Below are 16045 nucleotides of genomic sequence, written 5' to 3'. Positions count from 1 at the left end.
TCAGAGAAGCGCGCGAGATCGTCGGTTTCGTATCCGACGACGAACTCCCAATCCGCCAGACCGGTACAGTACAGCAGCAGCTGCTCGATGTCTTCGAAGCGGTGGCCGTGCCGCGCGTGCTCGGTCATCATCGCCCGGCGGTCGTCCGCGGAGAGCTGGTACCATTCGTGCGTCTTGCTGAATGGATACACGACGAGGAACCGCCGCCGGTCGCCGGGGACGTGCACGCTCGTCCCGTCTCGCCCGGTGTACTGCGACGGCCGGACAAATCCCCACAGCGACCAGGTGAGCTCGAGCGTTGTGCGGGCCAGCGTCGCCGCCGCCCGTTGGAACGCCTCCGCGTCCGCGGCCGCGACCCAAAACCCGAGGTCCACGTCGCCGCGCAGGCCCTGGAGGTCGTAGGCGTACAGGCCCGCCACGCCGTCCGACCGGGCCGCGTCGCCGGCGGCCGTGGAGACCGCGTGCGCCGTCGCCGTGGTGTGGTGGCCGGCGGGGACCCGGAAGAACAAGAAGCCATGGACGTGCGGTACGTCAGCCATTCGGTGCTCCTTCACGCCGGACTGCCGGCACGCCGCGACGCGGGCGCCGCGTGCTAGAACGCGACGAACGCGGCGGAGAGTTCGGTGACGCGGTCCAGGATCTGCGGCGGCACCTTGAGGTCGACCGCCCCGAGATTTTCCTCCTGCTGCGCGATCTTCGTGGCACCGACGAGCGCGCTCGTGATGCCCGGCCGCTGCATCACCCAAGATAACGTGAGCTGCGAGACCGTACTGCCGATCTCCGAGGCGAGTCCCGCCATGTCCTGCGCCAAACGCAGATTCTGCTCGCTCAGCCGCTTGGCGAACTGCGGCTGGGTGAGCGCCCGCGACCCCTGGGGCGGCGGCGACCCCGGCTTGTACTTCCCGGTCAGGACGCCCCCGGCCAGCGGGAAGTAGACCAGGAGGCCGAGACCTTCGGCGAGACAGCACGGGACGAGCTCGGTCTCGATCCGCCGGTCGGCCGGCGAATACGCGGGCTGCACCGACTCGTACCGCGTGAATCCGCGGCGGTCGCTGATCCAGAGCGCCCGGCACACCTGCCAGGCGGCGTAGTTGGAGCAGCCGGCGTAGCGGACCTTGCCGGCGCGGACGAGATCGTCGAGCGCCCGGAGCGTCTCCTCGAGCGGCGTGTGGCCGTCCCACGTATGGATCTGGTAGAGGTCGATGTAGTCGGTTGCAAGCCGCGCGAGGCTGCGTTCGACTTCGCGCATGATGTGCCCGCGCGAGGCCCCCTGGTCGTTGGGGCCGTCGCCCACTTTGAGCGCGCATTTGGTCGCGAGTACGACCCGATCCCGCCGGTCGCGCGTCGCCTTGCCGATGATCCGCTCGGAGTTCGCGTCGGTGTAGACGTTCGCGGTGTCGATCAGGTTGACGCCGTGGTCGATCGCGTGGTGGATGATCGCGACGGACGTCTGTTCGTCGGCCCGGCCGCCGAACGCGTTCGTGCCAAGCCCGTAGGCCGATACGTTGAGGCCGGACCGGCCGAGCGTGCGGTAGATCATCGATCAAAACCTCCCGTCTGCGTATCGTTGGCCGGCCGCCCGACCCGACCAATCACTGCTTGAGAGCATTGGCGGCCGTGCGTGCGGGGGCCTGCCGCGGACCGGCAGGGCGGGTGCCTCTAGCGGCTGTCGGTGTCCGCCAGCACCGCGCGGACCGCGCCGACGAGCGCAGGTTCGGGATGGACCACGAGCCGCACGGGAATGCGCGACAGCAGTTCGGTAAGCCGGCCCTTGCGCGTAAACGCCCGCATGAAGCGGCCGTCGGTCAGCGCGTCCGCGATCTTGGGCGGGATGCCGCCGGCCAGGTAGACGCCCCCGGTCGCGAGGACCTTCACGGCCAGATTGCCCGCCTCGGCGCCCAGGATGTCGACGAACAGGTCGAGGGTCGCCGACGCGATCGGACACGGCCGCTCGCGGTCGAGCGCGGCGGCGGCAATGACCGGCGCCGGATCGTCCCCGGCGGCGAGCCGGTCGGCCAGCCACGCGGGCTCCGGTTCGCCGCGCGACTTCAGAAACGCGTAGAGGTGCGGAATGCCCATCCCGGAGCAGACCCACTCGACGCTCACGTGCGGCACCGTCCGCCGCATGAACGCGAGGAGATCGGCGGCCAAGTCTGTCGGCGGGGCGAAGTCGCTGTGGCCCCCTTCAGACGGGTGGGCGCGGTATCGTGCGCCGTCCCACGTCAGGAACGCCTGGCCGAGTCCCGTGCCGGGCGCCACGACGCCGATCGTGCCGCCCCGCTCGGCCGCGCCCCGGTTGATACTTCGCGTGTCCCGCAGGCCGAGGACGGGAACGGCCCAGGCGATGGCGACCAGGTCGTTGAGCAGCCGCACCGCCCGCACCCCGAGCGTCCGGCGCAGCGCGCCCTCCGAAAGGCGCCAAGGGAGGTTGGTGATCTCGGCGCGGCCGCCGACCACCGGCCCCGCGACGCCGAAGGCGGCGCGTGCCGGCCGGGCGCCGGTCCGCCGCAGGTACTCTTTGACGAGACCCTCCAGCGACGGCGAGGCCCCGCTCGGAAAGGCCGCGGGTTCGACCAGGCGAACGGCGTCGCCGCGCCGGCGGGCCGCTCCGCGGCCCCGCCCGCCGTCCTCGTAGAGGGCCAGCCGGGTGTTGGTGCCGCCGACGTCACCGACCAACAACAGTTCGCGTCGCGCCATACCGTCCGCTCCGTCGCGGGGGTGTCACGGTCCTGCAGGAGCCGCGAAGGCGGCGGAGGTCCTGCGCAGACAGGGCAGGAGCCGCGAAGGCGGCGGAGGTCCTGCGCCAGACAGGGCAAACGGCGGCGCCCGCCGCAGGACTCGCACCGGGTACCGCGAAACATCGTGGCCGTCCTTGGCGTAGGGGAACCGTAAGGGTCGGGCGCGCCGGGGTCACGCTCAGCGGCGCATCCGGCAGACGTGACGAGAAGGGGGCACGGAATGGCGGACCGCGACATCGCGCAATTGCTGAAGGAGTTGAAGACCGGCCGGCTCAGCCGCCGGCAAGTAGTGGCCAGAATGATGGACCTCGGGCTCGGCATCACGGCGATTTGGGCGGTGCTCGACCGCGCGACGGCGCTGCCCGCGCGCGCGGCCGCGGCCGGCCGGGGCTCGCAAGGCACGCTCAAGCTCCTCTACTGGCAGGCGCCGACCATCGTCAACCCGCACCTGGCGCAGGGCACCAAGGACTTTCACGCATCGCGGCCGGTCCTCGAGCCACTGTTGACGGTCGACGCCGCCGGGCGCTTCACGCCCGTGCTGGCAGCCGAGGTGCCGTCCCGGCAGAACGGCGGGATTTCGGCGGACGGCCGGTCGGTCACGTACAAGCTCAAGCAGGGCGTGAAATGGGCGGACGGGCGCAATTTCACTTCCGACGACGTTGTGTTCACTTTCCAGTACGTGCAAAACAAGCAGACCGCGGCGACGACCTACGGCTATTACACGACGGTGGACAAGGTCGAGCCGATCGACACCCACACGGTCAAGATCACGTTTAAAACGCCGACGCCCGCATGGTATGCGCCGTTTGTCGGCGAGGACGGGGTCGTCCTTCCCCGGCACGCGCTCGATGCGTACGTCGGCTCGAACGCGCGCAACGCGCCCTTCAATCTAAAATCGTTCGGCACCGGCCCCTACAAGGTGGACACGTTCCGGCCGGGCGATTTGGTGGTCTATTCGATCAACGAGTACTACCGTGAGCCCAACAAACCGGCGTTCAGCCAGGTGCAGATCAAGGGCGGCGGGGACGCCGTGTCCGCCGCGCGGGCGGTGCTGGAGACCGGCGAATACGACTACGCCTGGAACATGCAGGTGGAGTGGCCTGTGCTGGAGCACATGCTGGCGGCCGGCAAAGGGTCCATCCTCACGGAACTCGGCGGGGGTGTCGAACAGATCTACTGCAACCAAACCGATCCCAACAAAGACATCGACGGCCAGCGCTCCTCGGTCAAGGCGCCGCACCCGTTCCTGACCGACCTGAAGGTGCGTCAGGCGCTGGCGCTCGCGATCGATCGCGGCACGATGGCCAAGCAGCTCTACGGCCTCGAGGGCGATGCCACGGCGAACGTGCTGACGACGCCGTCCTCGCTGTCATCCAAGAACACCAAGATCACGTTCGACATCGAGCGCGCGAACCGGCTGCTCGACGAGGCCGGCTGGAAGAAAGGTCCGGACGGGATTCGCGAGAAGGGCGGCGTGAAGCTCCAGGCGACGTACGTCACCAGCGTGAACAGCCTGCGGCAGAAGGAGCAGCAGATCGTCAAGGACGGCTTCTCCAAGGTCGGCGCCGCGCTGACGCTGCAGTCCGTGGACGCCGGCGTTTTCTTCAGCAGCTCGCCCGGCAACAACGACACGTACGCCCACTTCTACCGAGACCTGGAGATGTTCACCTCGACGTTCGGGTCACCGTTCCCGCTGCAGTACATGGGGCGATTCTACAGCGGCGACCCCGCCAAGGACCTCGCGCAAAAAGAGAACAGCTGGTCCGGGCTCAACATCTGCCGGTGGACGAGCAAGGAGTACAACACCCTGTACGACGCGGCGGAGAAGGAGCTCGATCCGCAGAAGAACGCCGCGCTCTGGATCAAGATGAACGACATCGTCGTCGATCAGGCGATCTCGATTCCGCTCATCGATCGCAAAATCGTGTCGGTCCGATCCAATAACCTCGACGTGGGCAAGAACATGAGCCCGTTCGACAGCGAAACGCGCAACATCGCGGACTGGCGGCGTAAAGCCTGACCCGGCGGCGCCCCGCCCGCGCAAAGGGAGGCGCTCTTATGCAGAAGGACGATATCGGAAAGCTCGTCAGGGATTTCCGAGGCCGCCGGTTGACGCGGCGCCAAGTTGTGGTACGGATGGGCGAGCTCGGCCTGTCGCTCGGCGCGGCATGGACGCTGCTCGACCGCGCGACCGCGCTGCCCGCGCAGGCGGCGGCGGCCGGCCGCGGCGCGCAGGGTACCTTGAAGCTGCTCTACTGGCAGGCGCCGACGATCGTGAACCTGCACCTGGCCAACGGCACGAAGGATTACCACGCCTCGCGGATCGTGATGGAGCCGCTGCTGAGCGCGGACACGGCGGGCAACTTCACCGCGGTGCTGGCCGCGGAGGTGCCGACCCTCGCCAACGGCGGCGTGGCCAAAGACGGCCGCTCCGTCACCTACAAGCTCAAGCAGGGCGTCAAATGGGCCGACGGCCGGGCGTTCACGTCCGACGACGTCGTCTTTACCTACCAGTATGTGATCAACAAGCAGACCGGCGCCACCAGCTACGGCAGCTACACAAACATCGCCAAGGTCGAGCCGGTCAACGCGTACACGGTGAAGGTCACGTTCAAAGACCCCACGCCGTTCTGGTACATTCCGTTCGTCGGATCGTACGGCGCGATTCTCCCGCGCCACGCGCTCGACGCCTACGTCGGGTCGAACTCGCGCAACGCGCCCTTCAACCTCAAGTCCTTCGGCACGGGGCCGTATCTGGTGGAGACGTTCCGGCCGGGCGACCTCGTGGTCTACAAGCCCAACCCGTACTACCGCGACCCGAACAAGCCGGCGTTCAGCCAGGTGCAGATGAAGGGCGGCGGGGACGCGGTGTCCGCGGCGCGCGCCGTGCTCGAAACCGGCGAGTACGACTACGCGTGGAACCTGCAGGTCGAGTGGCCCGTGCTCGAGCACATGATCGCCGGCGGCAAAGGCACGCTGCTCACCGAGCCGGGCGGCGGGGTAGAGTGCCTCTATCTCAACGAGACCGATCCGAACAAAGAGGTGGACGGCCAGCGCTCCTCCGTCAAGACCAAACATCCGTTCCTGTCGGACCTCAAAGTGCGCCAGGCGCTCGCGCTCGCGGTCGACCGGCAGACGATGGCGTCGCAGCTGTACGGCCAGACTGGCGACGCGTCCCCGAACCTGCTCACGACGCCGAGCAAGTACTACTCCAAGAACACCAAGATGACGATGGATCTCAACAAAGCGAACAGCCTGCTGGATGAGGCGGGATGGAAGCGCGGGCCGGACGGTGTCCGCGAAAAGAACGGCATCAAGATGGAAGTCAACTACGTGACCAGCGTGAACAGCCTGCGGCAGAAGGAGCAGCAAATCGTCAAGGCCGGCTTCGACAAACTGGGCGCGAAGGTCAATTTGCAGTCGGTGGACGCCGGCGTCTTCTTCAGCAGCTCGCCGGGCAACAACGACACGATCGCGCACTTGTACCGCGACATCGAGATGTTCACCGACTCGTTCAGCCTCTCGCCGATTCCGTACATGCGGCAGTGGTACAGCGGCGACCCGGCCCGCGACATCGCGCAGAAAGAGAACAACTGGTCCGGCGACAATCTGGTCCGCTGGCAGAGCGCGGACTACAACAAGCTGTTCGACGAAGCCCTGAAGGAGCTCGACCCGCAGAAGAACGCGGAGCTCTGGATCAAGGCCAACGACGTGGCGGTCGACCAGGTGGCCGGGATCCCGCTGATCAACCGCAAGTCCGCGTCGGCCCGGGGGAAGACGCTCGACACCGGCAAGAACATGACCGCGTTCGACGCGGAGACGTGGAATATCGCGGACTGGAAGCGCACGGGGTAAAAGCACGCCGGGGCCCGGCGGCGCATCCCGCCGCCGGGCCCGGCGCGACCCCATCCCGCTTCGGCGATCGCGCGTAGGATGCGATGACCCAGTACATCGTCCGTCGCCTGCTGACCGCCATTCCCACGCTGGTCCTGATCAGCATGGCCGTGTTCGCCATCGTGGCGCTGGCGCCGGGCGATCCGCTGGCGGGTCTGGCGACAAATCCCGACGTGCCGGCCGAGGTGCGGCAGAACATCCTGCACCAGATGGGCCTCGATCAGCCGCTCCCGATCCGCTACGTCAAGTGGGCCGAGTCCTGGGCGCTGGGCAACTGGGGTTACTCGTTCGGCAGCCACATGGCGGTGACGCGCCTCCTGATGCAGCGGCTGCCGACCGACCTGTGGGTGCTCGGCTCCGCCTACCTCCTGGCGGTGCTGATCGCGATCCCGGTCGGCGTGATTTCGGCGGTGAGACAGTACTCGCTGTCCGACCAGATCGCGACCACGGCGGCGTTTGTCGGGTACTCGCTGCCGACGTTCTTCACCGGCATCCTGATGATCATTATCTTCAGCGTCCGGCTGCGGTGGCTGCCCTTCATCTATAACGTGCAGGTGCACGATCCGATCGGAATCATCAAGCAGACGATCATGCCCGTGGCCGTGCTGGCGCTGTTCCAGTCGGCGTCGCTGACCCGGTTCGTGCGCTCGTCGATGCTCGACAACGTCGGGTTGGACTACGTCCGGACGGCCCGCGCGAAAGGCCTGGCGCAGCGGAAGGTGATCCTGCGCCACGTCCTGCGCAACAGCCTGATCCCGGTGGTCACGCTGATCGCGCTGCAGCTGCCCGGCGTCTTTACCGGCGCCGTGGTGACCGAGCAGATCTTCCGCGTGCCCGGAATCGGCTCGCTCTTGATCTCGTCGCTGCAAAACAGCGACACCCCGGTCCTGATGGCCATCGCGTTCGTGGCGGCGATCCTGGTCGTGCTCTTGAACCTGGTCGCCGACGTCATCTACGGCACCCTCGATCCGAGGATCCGCTATGGCTAGCACGCGCTCCGGCCAAGTCGCGCAGCTCGGCCCGATCGCCGCCCGGCTCGCGTTCGAGCGCCCGCGCCGCGCGCGGACCCTGTGGGGCGACGCCTGGCGCCGGTTTCGCCGGCACCGTCTCGCGATGGCCGGGGCCGCGACGTTCCTGCTGCTGACGTTTGGGTGCCTGGTAGGGCCCATCGTCTACCGGGTGCCCATCAACGCGATCGACTTCGGCCACTCGATGTCGCCGCCGAGCGCGGAGCATCCGTTCGGCACCAACGATCTCGGCCAGGACATGCTCGCCCGCGTCTTGTACGGCGGGCGCATCTCGATCGCCGTGGGCTTTGCGGCGATGCTGACATCCATCACCCTCGGCGTGCTCGTCGGCGCGGTCGCGGGCTTCTTCGGCGGCCAGATCGACAACGTGTTGATGCGGGTCACGGACATGTTTCTGTCGTTTCCGGCGCTCGTGCTGCTCCTGCTGATCGTCTACCTGTTCCACGACACGATCACCCGTCATTTGGGCACGCAGGTCGGTACGTTCGTGCTGATCGTCAGCGTGATCGGCATCCTGAACTGGATGCCGACGGCGCGGCTCGTGCGGGCGGGATTCCTCGCGGTCAAGGAAAAGGAGTTCGTCGAAGCCGCCCGAAGCGTCGGCGTCGGCCCGATCACGCAGATGGTCCGGCATATCCTGCCGAACGTGCTCAGCCCCGTCATCGTGGCCGGGACGCTCTCCGTGGCCGCGGCGATACTGCTCGAGTCGACGCTCTCGTTTCTCGGGTATGGCTTTCCGCCGGATGTCCCCACCTGGGGGCGGCTCCTGTTCGACGCGCAGAACTACCTCGATCTCGCGCCTCACATGGCGCTCTTCCCGGGCATCATGATCTGTCTGGCCATCCTTTCGATCAACTACGTCGGTGACGGCCTCCGGGACGCGCTCGACCCGACCCGCGTTTTCTAGCCAACCGCACTGCGCGCATCGATGAGGAGGAGGACGCGTCCCCTCCCGCCGAACACAGCCCTGCACCGATCTCTACGTCCGCGCAGAAGTCCTCCGGAGGTGTACCGATGGCCAGTTCCGCAGGCTCGGGCCGATCCCGGGTCACGCTCACAGCGATCAAGGCGGACGTCGGCAGCATCGCGGGCCACACCCAGCCGAGTCCGGAGATGCTGCAGGCCGCCTCGCAGATGCTGGAGGCCCGCCGCAGCGCCTCACTGATCGATTTTCGCGTGACGCACACGGGCGACGACATCTGTCTGTTGATGACGCACAAGCGGGGCGCGGGCGCGGAAGAGATCCACCGGCTGGCGTTCGACGTGTTCATGGCCGCGGGGTCGATCGCGGAGCGGCAGGGCCTCTACGGGGCGAAGCAGGACTTGCTGAAGAGCGAGTTCTCCGGCAACGTTCAGGGGATGGGGCCGGGCGTCGCGGAGATGGAGATCACCGAGCGGGCGGCCGAGCCGTTCATGGTGCTGACCGCCGACAAGACGGAGCCCGGCGCCTTCAACCTTCTGCTGTACCTGACGTTCTGCGACCCGATGTACTGCTCCGGCCTGCTGCTGAGTCCGGACATCGGCAAGGGGTTTACGTTTACGGTCGTGGACGTCAACCACACCGAGGCGGAGCGCGAGATCACGCTGCACGCGCCGGAGGACCTCTACGATCTTGCGACGCTCCTGCGCGACACCGGCCGGTTCGTTGTCAAGAGCATTCATTCGCGGGCGCATCCGGAAGAGCAGGCGGCGGCGCTCAGCACGACGCGGTTGAAGCACATCGCCGGCAAGTACGTCGGGAAGGACGACCCCGTGGCGATCGTGCGCACGCAGCGGATCTTCCCGGCGACCGAAGAGTTCGGGCTCGCGTTCAGCAAGGTTCCGTTCGTGGCCGGCGACACCCGCGGCAGCCATAACATGCCGCTTGCGCCGGTGCCGATGAACACCGATTCGAGCATCTTCTACTGTCTGCCGATGGTGTCGGCGGCGGGGTACTCGGTGCGTGACGGCGTGCTGACCGGACCGGTGGACCTGTTCAAAAACCCGGTGTGGGACGTCTTCCGGAACAAAGCGGTGGAGAAGGGCGCCGAGATCCGCGCGCAGGGCTTCTTCAACCCGGCGATGCTCGGGATGGAAGAACTCGAGTACGGGGGCATCATGGAACGGCTCAAGAATCTGGACACCCGGTTCGTGCTCGACGGGCACGCGCCGTCGCCCCGGGTCGTCAAGCCGCGCAGCTAGTCGTCGATCGCAGAAACAGCGCCGGGCCCGGGCCTCGCCCGGGCCCGGCCTGCTTCCCAAGGGCAGGGCCGGCCGTGGCGGACGGGGCAGGAGTCCCGCCCCGGCCCCCGAATACCCGGCCCCGCGGCTACACCACCCGAGTTCGCACCTTTCGCCGGAGGAATCGATGTCGCTGCGGGCGGCCGCCCTGATGGTTGCGCTTCTGCTCGCCCGGCCTGTCCCGTCCCTGGGCCAGGCGGCCTTGCCGCACCTGATCGTCAACGACGTCGACGTCACCCGTGAGACCACCCCCGAGGTCCAAGACGGTGTCCTGGTGCTTCCCGCCGAGCTGGTTGCCCGCGCGTTCGGCGCGACCGCGGCGTGGAACGCCGCCGCGCAAACCTTGACGCTCACGGGCGTCGCGGGTACGGTGGTGCGTTTGGCCGCCGGGCGCACCGGCGCGCAGGTCGACGGGACCGCGCGCGAGCTGCCGCTGCCGCCCGTGCTGCGCAGCGGGACGCTGTGGGTGCCGGCGGTGGCGGTACTCCGGGCCCTCGGCGCATACGTCGCGGACGGCAATGACGGGCAGACGCGGTTCGCACTCGCGCAGGTGACAAACGTCTCCTGGCGGCCGGACGGGGGCGGCCTCGCCGTGCGCGTCTCGGCGACGGGGCCCGTGCACGTCGACGCGCACCTGCTGCACCAGCCCGAGCGCCTCGTGGTCGATCTCGGCGGCGCCGTCGCGCGGCTCACCCTGGGCGCGCAGGACATCGGCGTCGCCGGCGTTGTGCGTGTCCGCGGCGGGCAGTTTCAGCTCCGCCCCTTCATTACACGCATCGTGTTCGATCTGGATCACGCGATGAAATTCACGGTGGCCGCCAGTCCCGGTGAGATCGCCTTGGCGCTCGGTGAGGTCGTCGCCGTGCGTCCGGCCCCGCCGGCGGGCACCCCGGCGCCGCACCCGCCCACGGCTGCCTCGCCGCCCATACCGGTCACGGCGACGGTGCCGCCGGCGACTCCCGCGGCCCCCGGGGCCGCGCCCTCCGGGGCGTCACCGGCCGGCACGACGTCGAGCGCGGCGCCGTCCGTCGCGGCGCCATCCCCGACGCCCGCCGATCCTTCCGGTACTGCGCCGGAGCCGCTCGCGTTGCCGCCCCTGCCGGAGTTTGTCGACCGTCCGGGCGCCTTCCACGTTCAGACGGTCGCCTACGACGACCAGGGACACGCCGGCCGAATCACGATCCAGGCGTCTCAGCGCGTGACGTACGCGCTGCATCAGTTCGTCTATCCCGATCGTCTGGCCATCGACATCACGGGCGGCGTCTATCTCGCGCGGCGCCACGACATCGAGGTCGACAGCGAGGCGGTGCGCAACATCGTCATTTCCCAGTTTCAGCTGAAGCCGAATCTGACCCGGGTCCTCGTGCATCTGAACCGGAAGATGCCGTACAGTGCGGCCGTCGCCGACGCCGGCCGCACGCTCGTGGTTACGCTCGGCAATCCAGGCCGCCGGCTGGCCCGGGGCTCCGCGGTGATCATCGACCCGGGCCACGGCGGCGTGGACGGGGGCGCGGTGGGGCCGTCGGGCCTGCGGGAGGCCGACGCGGCGCTCGCGATCTCGCGCCTCGTGCGCGACGCGCTCGCGGGGCAGGGCGTTCCGGTCGCGATGACGCGGACCGACGATTCGACCGTCCCGCTCGAGGAACGGCCCGATCTGGCGCAGCGGAACGGCGGAATCGTGTTCGTCAGCATCCACGCGAACGCGAGCCGCAGCGCCGGCGCCGCGGGCACGGAGACGTACTACAAGACGCCGGAGAGCCAGGCGCTGGCGAGGGTGGTGCAGTCCGAACTGGCCCAGGCCCTGGGTGAGCCCGACCGCGGCGTCCGCTCCGCGGACTTCTACGTTCTGGTCAACACCCCGATGCCGTCGGTCCTCGTCGAGACGGCGTTCATCACCAACCCTTCGGAAGAGGCAATGCTGCGCGATCCGGCGACCCAGCGGCGCATCGCCGACGCCGTCGCCCGCGCGATCGTCAAGTACCTCGACGCGCAGCGGCAGCCCGCCGCGCCGTAAGCGCCGTCCGGCTTCGCCGCGCCGGAGGAAGGCCTCGGCGGCTGCGCGAAGCGGAACGATCATGGCACGCCGTGACGGCCGCAAGGACGATCAGCTCCGCGCGCTCACGCTCACCCGCGGGTACACCAAGTTCGCCGAGGGTTCCGTGCTGGTGCAACTCGGGGACACGCGCGTGCTCTGCACCGCGTCCGTCGAGGAGCGCGTGCCGCCCTTTCTGCGGGGCAGCGGACAGGGGTGGGTCACGGCGGAGTACGGCATGCTGCCGCGGTCGACCCAGGAACGCAGTCCCCGCGGCGACCGCACCGGAGGGCGGGTCCACGAGATCCAGCGTCTGATCGGCCGCTCGCTGCGGGCCGTCGTCGAGCTGGAGCGCCTCGGCGAGCGCACGGTGACCCTCGACTGCGACGTGCTGCAGGCCGACGGGGGCACGCGCACGGCCGCGATCACCGGCGCATTCGTCGCGCTTGTCGACGCGCTCATGCTGCTGCGGCGCACCGGCGCGCTTCAGCGGGTGCCGATCCGCGAGTTTCTCGCCGCGACGAGCGTCGGCATCGTCGAGGGGACCCCGGTCCTGGATCTGACGTACGAGGAAGACTCGCGGGCGCGGGTGGACATGAACGTCGTGATGACCGAATCCGGAAAGTTCGTGGAGCTCCAAGGCACGGGCGAAGGCGGTCCGTTCACCAAGGCCGAGGCCGCCGCGCTGACGCAGCTCGCCGAACGCGGCATCGTGACCCTGGTCGCGCGCCAGCGCGACGCCCTCGCCGACGTACTGTCCGCGTTGTGACGCGTCCGGCTCGGGCGCGCCGCGTGCCGCGGCTGGTGCTGGCCACTCGTAACTCCGGGAAGGTCCGCGAGATCAGCGCGGTTTATGCCGTCCTCGGCGCCCGGCTGTCGGGGCTCGAGGACTGGCCGGAGCTCGGCGACCTGCCGGAAGAGGGCGAGACCTACGCCGACAACGCGGCGGGCAAAGCGTTGACCGTTGCGCGCGCGACCGGGTATCCGGCGCTCGCCGACGACTCCGGCGTCGAGATCGACGCCCTGGGCGGCGGCCCCGGTGTGCGGTCCCGGCGGCTCCTCGGCGACGCGGCCTCCGACGAAGCCCGCAACGCGTACGTGCTATCGCAGCTGGCCGGCCTTCCGGCGCCCCGCCGCGGGGCGCGCTACCGTGCGGTCATCGCGGTCGCGACACCCGACGGCCGCGTCGAGACCTTCGAGGGCGTTTGCGAGGGCGCGATCGCCGAGCGCCCGCGTGGGACGGGCGGCTTCGGGTACGATCCGATCTTCGAGATCGCCGGCGACGGGCGGACCATGGCCGAGGTGCCGCTCGAGGTGAAGAACGAGATCAGCCACCGGGCCCGCGCGCTGCGCGCGGCCCGCCCAGCCGTGGCGCACGCGCTGGTGCGCGCAGGGCAGGAGGGCTCTTCGACGGACGCCAATAGCAGAGCGTCGCAGCCGTGAATGGTTCCTCGCCGGGAAGGAGGGACGCGTGAGCAAGTTCCTCACCTATTGGTCGCTCGCGTTCGCGGTATTCTTCATCTGGATCATCTCAATTGCCGTCGCGCTCGCGGACGTCAAAGACGAGCTGCTCGATAAGATCTACAAGCAGTGGGTGGCGCGGGGAAAAGCCCGACTGCGGCCGGTTAACCCCCTCGCGGGGTTGTCGGTCGCAGAGACCCTCGCGTCGCCTGCCCGTACCGAAGCTCAGGACTGGGTGTACGGCGAAGTCTCCCGTATCGCGAGTTCCCTCGGGTTGTCGGTCAAGATCGTGGTGCTGCAGGACTCGATGGACCATTTCCTCGTGCACTTCGCCCAGGGAGCCCGCCTGGTGACCTACCGCGTCGACAAAGCCTGGGTCGCGGACGCCCGCGCCGGCAAGGCCGATCAGTTGGAACACATCCGCCGCGCGGTCGAGCAGTATCTGCGCGTCGAGTTCCTCGGCGAGAAACCGGCGCCGCCGCCGGCGGTACCCGCGCCCAAGCCCGCGGCGCCAACCGCACCGGCCGCCACGCCCGCGGGGACGGCCGCGCCCGCCGCGGCCGCGGCCGGGACCGCCGCGCCGGGCGGCGCTTCCGCGGTGGGGACCGCCGCGCCGGGCACGAGTCCCGCGGCGCCCGCCGGCGCACCCGGCGCCGAAATGAGCCGCGAAGAGCGAATCGCCGCCGCGAAGGCGAAGGCGGAGGCGATCAAGGCGCAGCGGGAAGCCGGCAAGACGCCCGACGGCGGCGCGCCTTCAGGCGGCGCCGAAACGCCCTGAGGCGCTAGAGCAGCGGGCCCGCGTCCTCGCCGAGCAGCGTCCGCCGCGCGAGCGGCAGCGGCGGCGCGCCGAGCCCGAGCAGCGCGTCGTGGAAAGCCCGGAGGTCGAACCGCGCGCCCTCTCGCGCGCGGACGTCGTCCCGCAGGCGCCGCAGCATCAGCTTGCCGAGCGTGTAGTTGAGATAGCCCGGATCGAACGTCCCGCGCACCGCCTCTTTTTCGGCCGGCAGCGCTTCGAGATAGGCGTGGTCCACGAACAGTCTTGCGGCCTCCTCGACCCGCATGCCGCGCGTGTGCATCTCGATCGCGGCGACGAAGCGGACGTCGCGCAGCAGCGCCTCCGACAGCTGCGCGATGCGCAGCGCCGTGTCATCGGGCCGGAAGCCGCGCTCCAGCATCAGCTGCTCGCAGTCGTGCGCCCAGCCTTCCACGAACGCGTAGCTGCTGAGGACCTGGCGCAGCGGCCGGCCGATCCCTCGGACATGGAGGAAGTGGACGTAGTGCCCCGGATAGACCTCGTGAATGCCCACGTCCCGCAGCGTCGCGTAATCGAACTTGGTCAGCCATTCTTCCGTTTCGGCCGCGGTCCAGACGGGTTCCGGCGGCGTGACGTAGTAAAACGACTCCGAGGACGGCTCGAACGGTCCCGCGGTGTCCATCATCGCGAACGCCCACCGTAGAAATGGCGGGGTCGGCTCGACCCGGGCGGGGACGTCCGACGGAATCGTGACGATGGCGTTCGCGCCCACAAACGCCCGCAGCTCGTCGAGCACGCGGGCGGCTTCGTCGACGAGCCGGTCGGCGGCCGGGTGGTCGCTGGACTGGCGCTTGATGACGTCGCGGACCGCCATGCCGGGCGCGGCGACCTCGCACGCGGCGCGGAGCCGCTGGGTGTTGGTGGCGAGGTCTTGCCGGCCGATCTCCAGCAGCCGGTCGAGGTCGAGGTCGACCATCTCGCCGAGGCGCAGCATGGTGCGAAACCGCTCCTCGCCGATCGCGAACTCCGCGATCGCCGTCGGCCGCAGATCGCCGGCGAGGTACTGGACAAACCCGCGGAGGGCCGCCAGCGCCGCCGTGTTGGCGCGCTCAAACGCGGACCGCGCTTCGGTCGAGACGCCCGCGTGCACCGCAGCGGGAAGCTCGCCTTCGTGGTACGTGACGGTGCCGCCGTAGACATCGAGCGCCGTATCGATGAACGGCCGCGGGAGCGGGGGACGCAGGGTGGCCCGGGCGACCGCGAGCACCTCGGGGATGCGCCGGAGGTGCTCGGTCAGGGCGGCGACGCGGCGCTCGAGCGGCGCGTAGTCGCGCTTGACGTAGTTGCTGACGTCGATCGCGCCGCTGTAGGTGATGGGATTGCGCTCGAGGTCGCGCAGCGACTCGAGCTCGAACAACTCCTCGTCGATCGCGAGCCGCACGAGCGTCAGGTCGTGGCGCTCGTCCCGCGTCAGCCCGGCCTCGTCAGGGGCGATCGCGGCGGCGCGGGCGGCCTGACCCCGGAGTGCGGATGCGCGGCCGGCGCGGCCCCGTTCGCTCAGGTCCGGCACACGGCCGTCGTAGTCGTGCAGGCCGAGCGAGGCGGCGAGCGTCGGGTGTGTTTCGTACAGCGAGGTCAAGAATTCTTGGACGACGGCGGCAAGCGCAGCGCCGGGCGAGGGTGCGGGCATGGAACGCGGTTCACCGGCCGCGGCGGCGATCCCTTGAGCCGCCGCACGACGCCGGGCGCGCCGTGCAGGCCCGCCGCCGGCGCGGCGTGGTTTGTACCCTATCCCGGTTCGTGTTACGATCGATCCGGCCGGGGCGTGGCGCAGCTTGGTAGCGCGTCTGCTTTGGGAGCAGAAGGTCGCCCGTTCAAATCGGGCCGCCCCGACCAGACCTTACTTGGGTTCGCGTGT

The 16045-nt window shown here is 69.3% G+C and carries 13 protein-coding genes and 1 tRNA gene; 10 read left to right on the top strand and 4 right to left on the bottom strand.

Features of this window, described 5'->3' with window-relative positions; translation table 11 throughout:
* From VKT83_18185 to glk, 3 genes are all read right to left on the bottom strand, one after another.
* The coding region (locus tag VKT83_18185) for a chlorite dismutase family protein (GenBank protein HLY24399.1) at positions 1 to 539 on the bottom strand (539 nt) is incomplete at its 3' end.
* 53 nt (positions 540 to 592) lie between these two features.
* Positions 593 to 1540, bottom strand: a complete 948-nt coding sequence (locus tag VKT83_18180; GenBank protein HLY24398.1) for an aldo/keto reductase — start codon at positions 1538 to 1540, stop codon at positions 593 to 595.
* Between the two features lie 119 nt (positions 1541 to 1659).
* Positions 1660 to 2697 (bottom strand): glucokinase, encoded by a 1038-nt coding sequence (gene glk / locus VKT83_18175; protein HLY24397.1) that lies wholly within the window; start codon positions 2695 to 2697, stop codon positions 1660 to 1662.
* A 261-nt stretch (positions 2698 to 2958) separates the two neighbouring features.
* On the opposite strand from glk, the gene VKT83_18170 reads away from it, so the two are divergent.
* From VKT83_18170 to VKT83_18130, 9 genes are all read left to right on the top strand, one after another.
* A complete protein-coding gene (locus tag VKT83_18170) occupies positions 2959 to 4758 on the top strand; it encodes a peptide ABC transporter substrate-binding protein (protein ID HLY24396.1) in 1800 nt (599 codons plus the stop codon).
* Between the two features lie 38 nt (positions 4759 to 4796).
* Positions 4797 to 6593, top strand: coding sequence for a peptide ABC transporter substrate-binding protein (locus tag VKT83_18165; protein HLY24395.1), 1797 nt, complete (start codon positions 4797 to 4799; stop codon positions 6591 to 6593).
* 83 nt (positions 6594 to 6676) lie between these two features.
* On the top strand, positions 6677 to 7621 hold the full coding sequence (locus tag VKT83_18160; GenBank protein HLY24394.1) for an ABC transporter permease: 945 nt from the start codon (positions 6677 to 6679) through the stop codon (positions 7619 to 7621).
* A complete protein-coding gene (locus VKT83_18155; GenBank protein HLY24393.1) occupies positions 7614 to 8567 on the top strand; it encodes an ABC transporter permease in 954 nt (317 codons plus the stop codon). Before VKT83_18160 ends, VKT83_18155 begins: the two co-directional genes overlap by 8 nt.
* Positions 8568 to 8674: 107 nt before the next feature.
* Complete coding sequence (locus VKT83_18150; protein HLY24392.1) at positions 8675 to 9841, top strand: fructose 1,6-bisphosphatase; 1167 nt, start codon at positions 8675 to 8677, stop codon at positions 9839 to 9841.
* Between the two features lie 166 nt (positions 9842 to 10007).
* Positions 10008 to 11894 (top strand): N-acetylmuramoyl-L-alanine amidase, encoded by a 1887-nt coding sequence (locus tag VKT83_18145; GenBank protein ID HLY24391.1) that lies wholly within the window; start codon positions 10008 to 10010, stop codon positions 11892 to 11894.
* A gap of 61 nt (positions 11895 to 11955) precedes the next feature.
* A complete protein-coding gene (gene rph, locus VKT83_18140; GenBank protein ID HLY24390.1) occupies positions 11956 to 12681 on the top strand; it encodes a ribonuclease PH in 726 nt (241 codons plus the stop codon).
* Between the two features lie 23 nt (positions 12682 to 12704).
* Positions 12705 to 13355 carry a non-canonical purine NTP pyrophosphatase gene (locus VKT83_18135; GenBank protein HLY24389.1) on the top strand — a complete coding sequence of 217 codons (651 nt, stop codon included), beginning with the start codon at positions 12705 to 12707 and terminating at the stop codon, positions 13353 to 13355.
* Between the two features lie 28 nt (positions 13356 to 13383).
* On the top strand, positions 13384 to 14151 hold the full coding sequence (locus VKT83_18130) for a hypothetical protein (protein HLY24388.1): 768 nt from the start codon (positions 13384 to 13386) through the stop codon (positions 14149 to 14151).
* Positions 14152 to 14155: 4 nt separating this feature from the next.
* Here the strand turns inward: VKT83_18130 and VKT83_18125 are convergent, their stop codons facing one another.
* Positions 14156 to 15817, bottom strand: coding sequence for a DUF885 domain-containing protein (locus tag VKT83_18125; GenBank protein HLY24387.1), 1662 nt, complete (start codon positions 15815 to 15817; stop codon positions 14156 to 14158).
* A gap of 129 nt (positions 15818 to 15946) precedes the next feature.
* On the opposite strand from VKT83_18125, the gene VKT83_18120 reads away from it, so the two are divergent.
* A tRNA-Pro gene (locus VKT83_18120) sits at positions 15947 to 16023 on the top strand.
* Positions 16024 to 16045: the final 22 nt, after the last annotated feature.

This window comes from bacterium (assembly GCA_035308905.1).
Taxonomy (GTDB): Bacteria; Sysuimicrobiota; Sysuimicrobiia; order Sysuimicrobiales; family Segetimicrobiaceae; genus DASSJF01.
This window is presented reverse-complemented; position numbering and strand designations above follow the sequence as displayed.

Coding starts and splice junctions, on each gene's coding strand:
- VKT83_18170 (HLY24396.1), top strand. CDS start 2,959: ATGGCGGACCGCGACATCGCGCAATTGCTGAAGGAGTTGAAGACCGGC.
- VKT83_18145 (HLY24391.1), top strand. CDS start 10,008: ATGTCGCTGCGGGCGGCCGCCCTGATGGTTGCGCTTCTGCTCGCCCGG.
- rph (HLY24390.1), top strand. CDS start 11,956: ATGGCACGCCGTGACGGCCGCAAGGACGATCAGCTCCGCGCGCTCACG.
- VKT83_18155 (HLY24393.1), top strand. CDS start 7,614: ATGGCTAGCACGCGCTCCGGCCAAGTCGCGCAGCTCGGCCCGATCGCC.
- VKT83_18125 (HLY24387.1), bottom strand. CDS start 15,817: ATGCCCGCACCCTCGCCCGGCGCTGCGCTTGCCGCCGTCGTCCAAGAA.
- glk (HLY24397.1), bottom strand. CDS start 2,697: ATGGCGCGACGCGAACTGTTGTTGGTCGGTGACGTCGGCGGCACCAAC.
- VKT83_18165 (HLY24395.1), top strand. CDS start 4,797: ATGCAGAAGGACGATATCGGAAAGCTCGTCAGGGATTTCCGAGGCCGC.
- VKT83_18180 (HLY24398.1), bottom strand. CDS start 1,540: ATGATCTACCGCACGCTCGGCCGGTCCGGCCTCAACGTATCGGCCTAC.
- VKT83_18160 (HLY24394.1), top strand. CDS start 6,677: ATGACCCAGTACATCGTCCGTCGCCTGCTGACCGCCATTCCCACGCTG.
- VKT83_18150 (HLY24392.1), top strand. CDS start 8,675: ATGGCCAGTTCCGCAGGCTCGGGCCGATCCCGGGTCACGCTCACAGCG.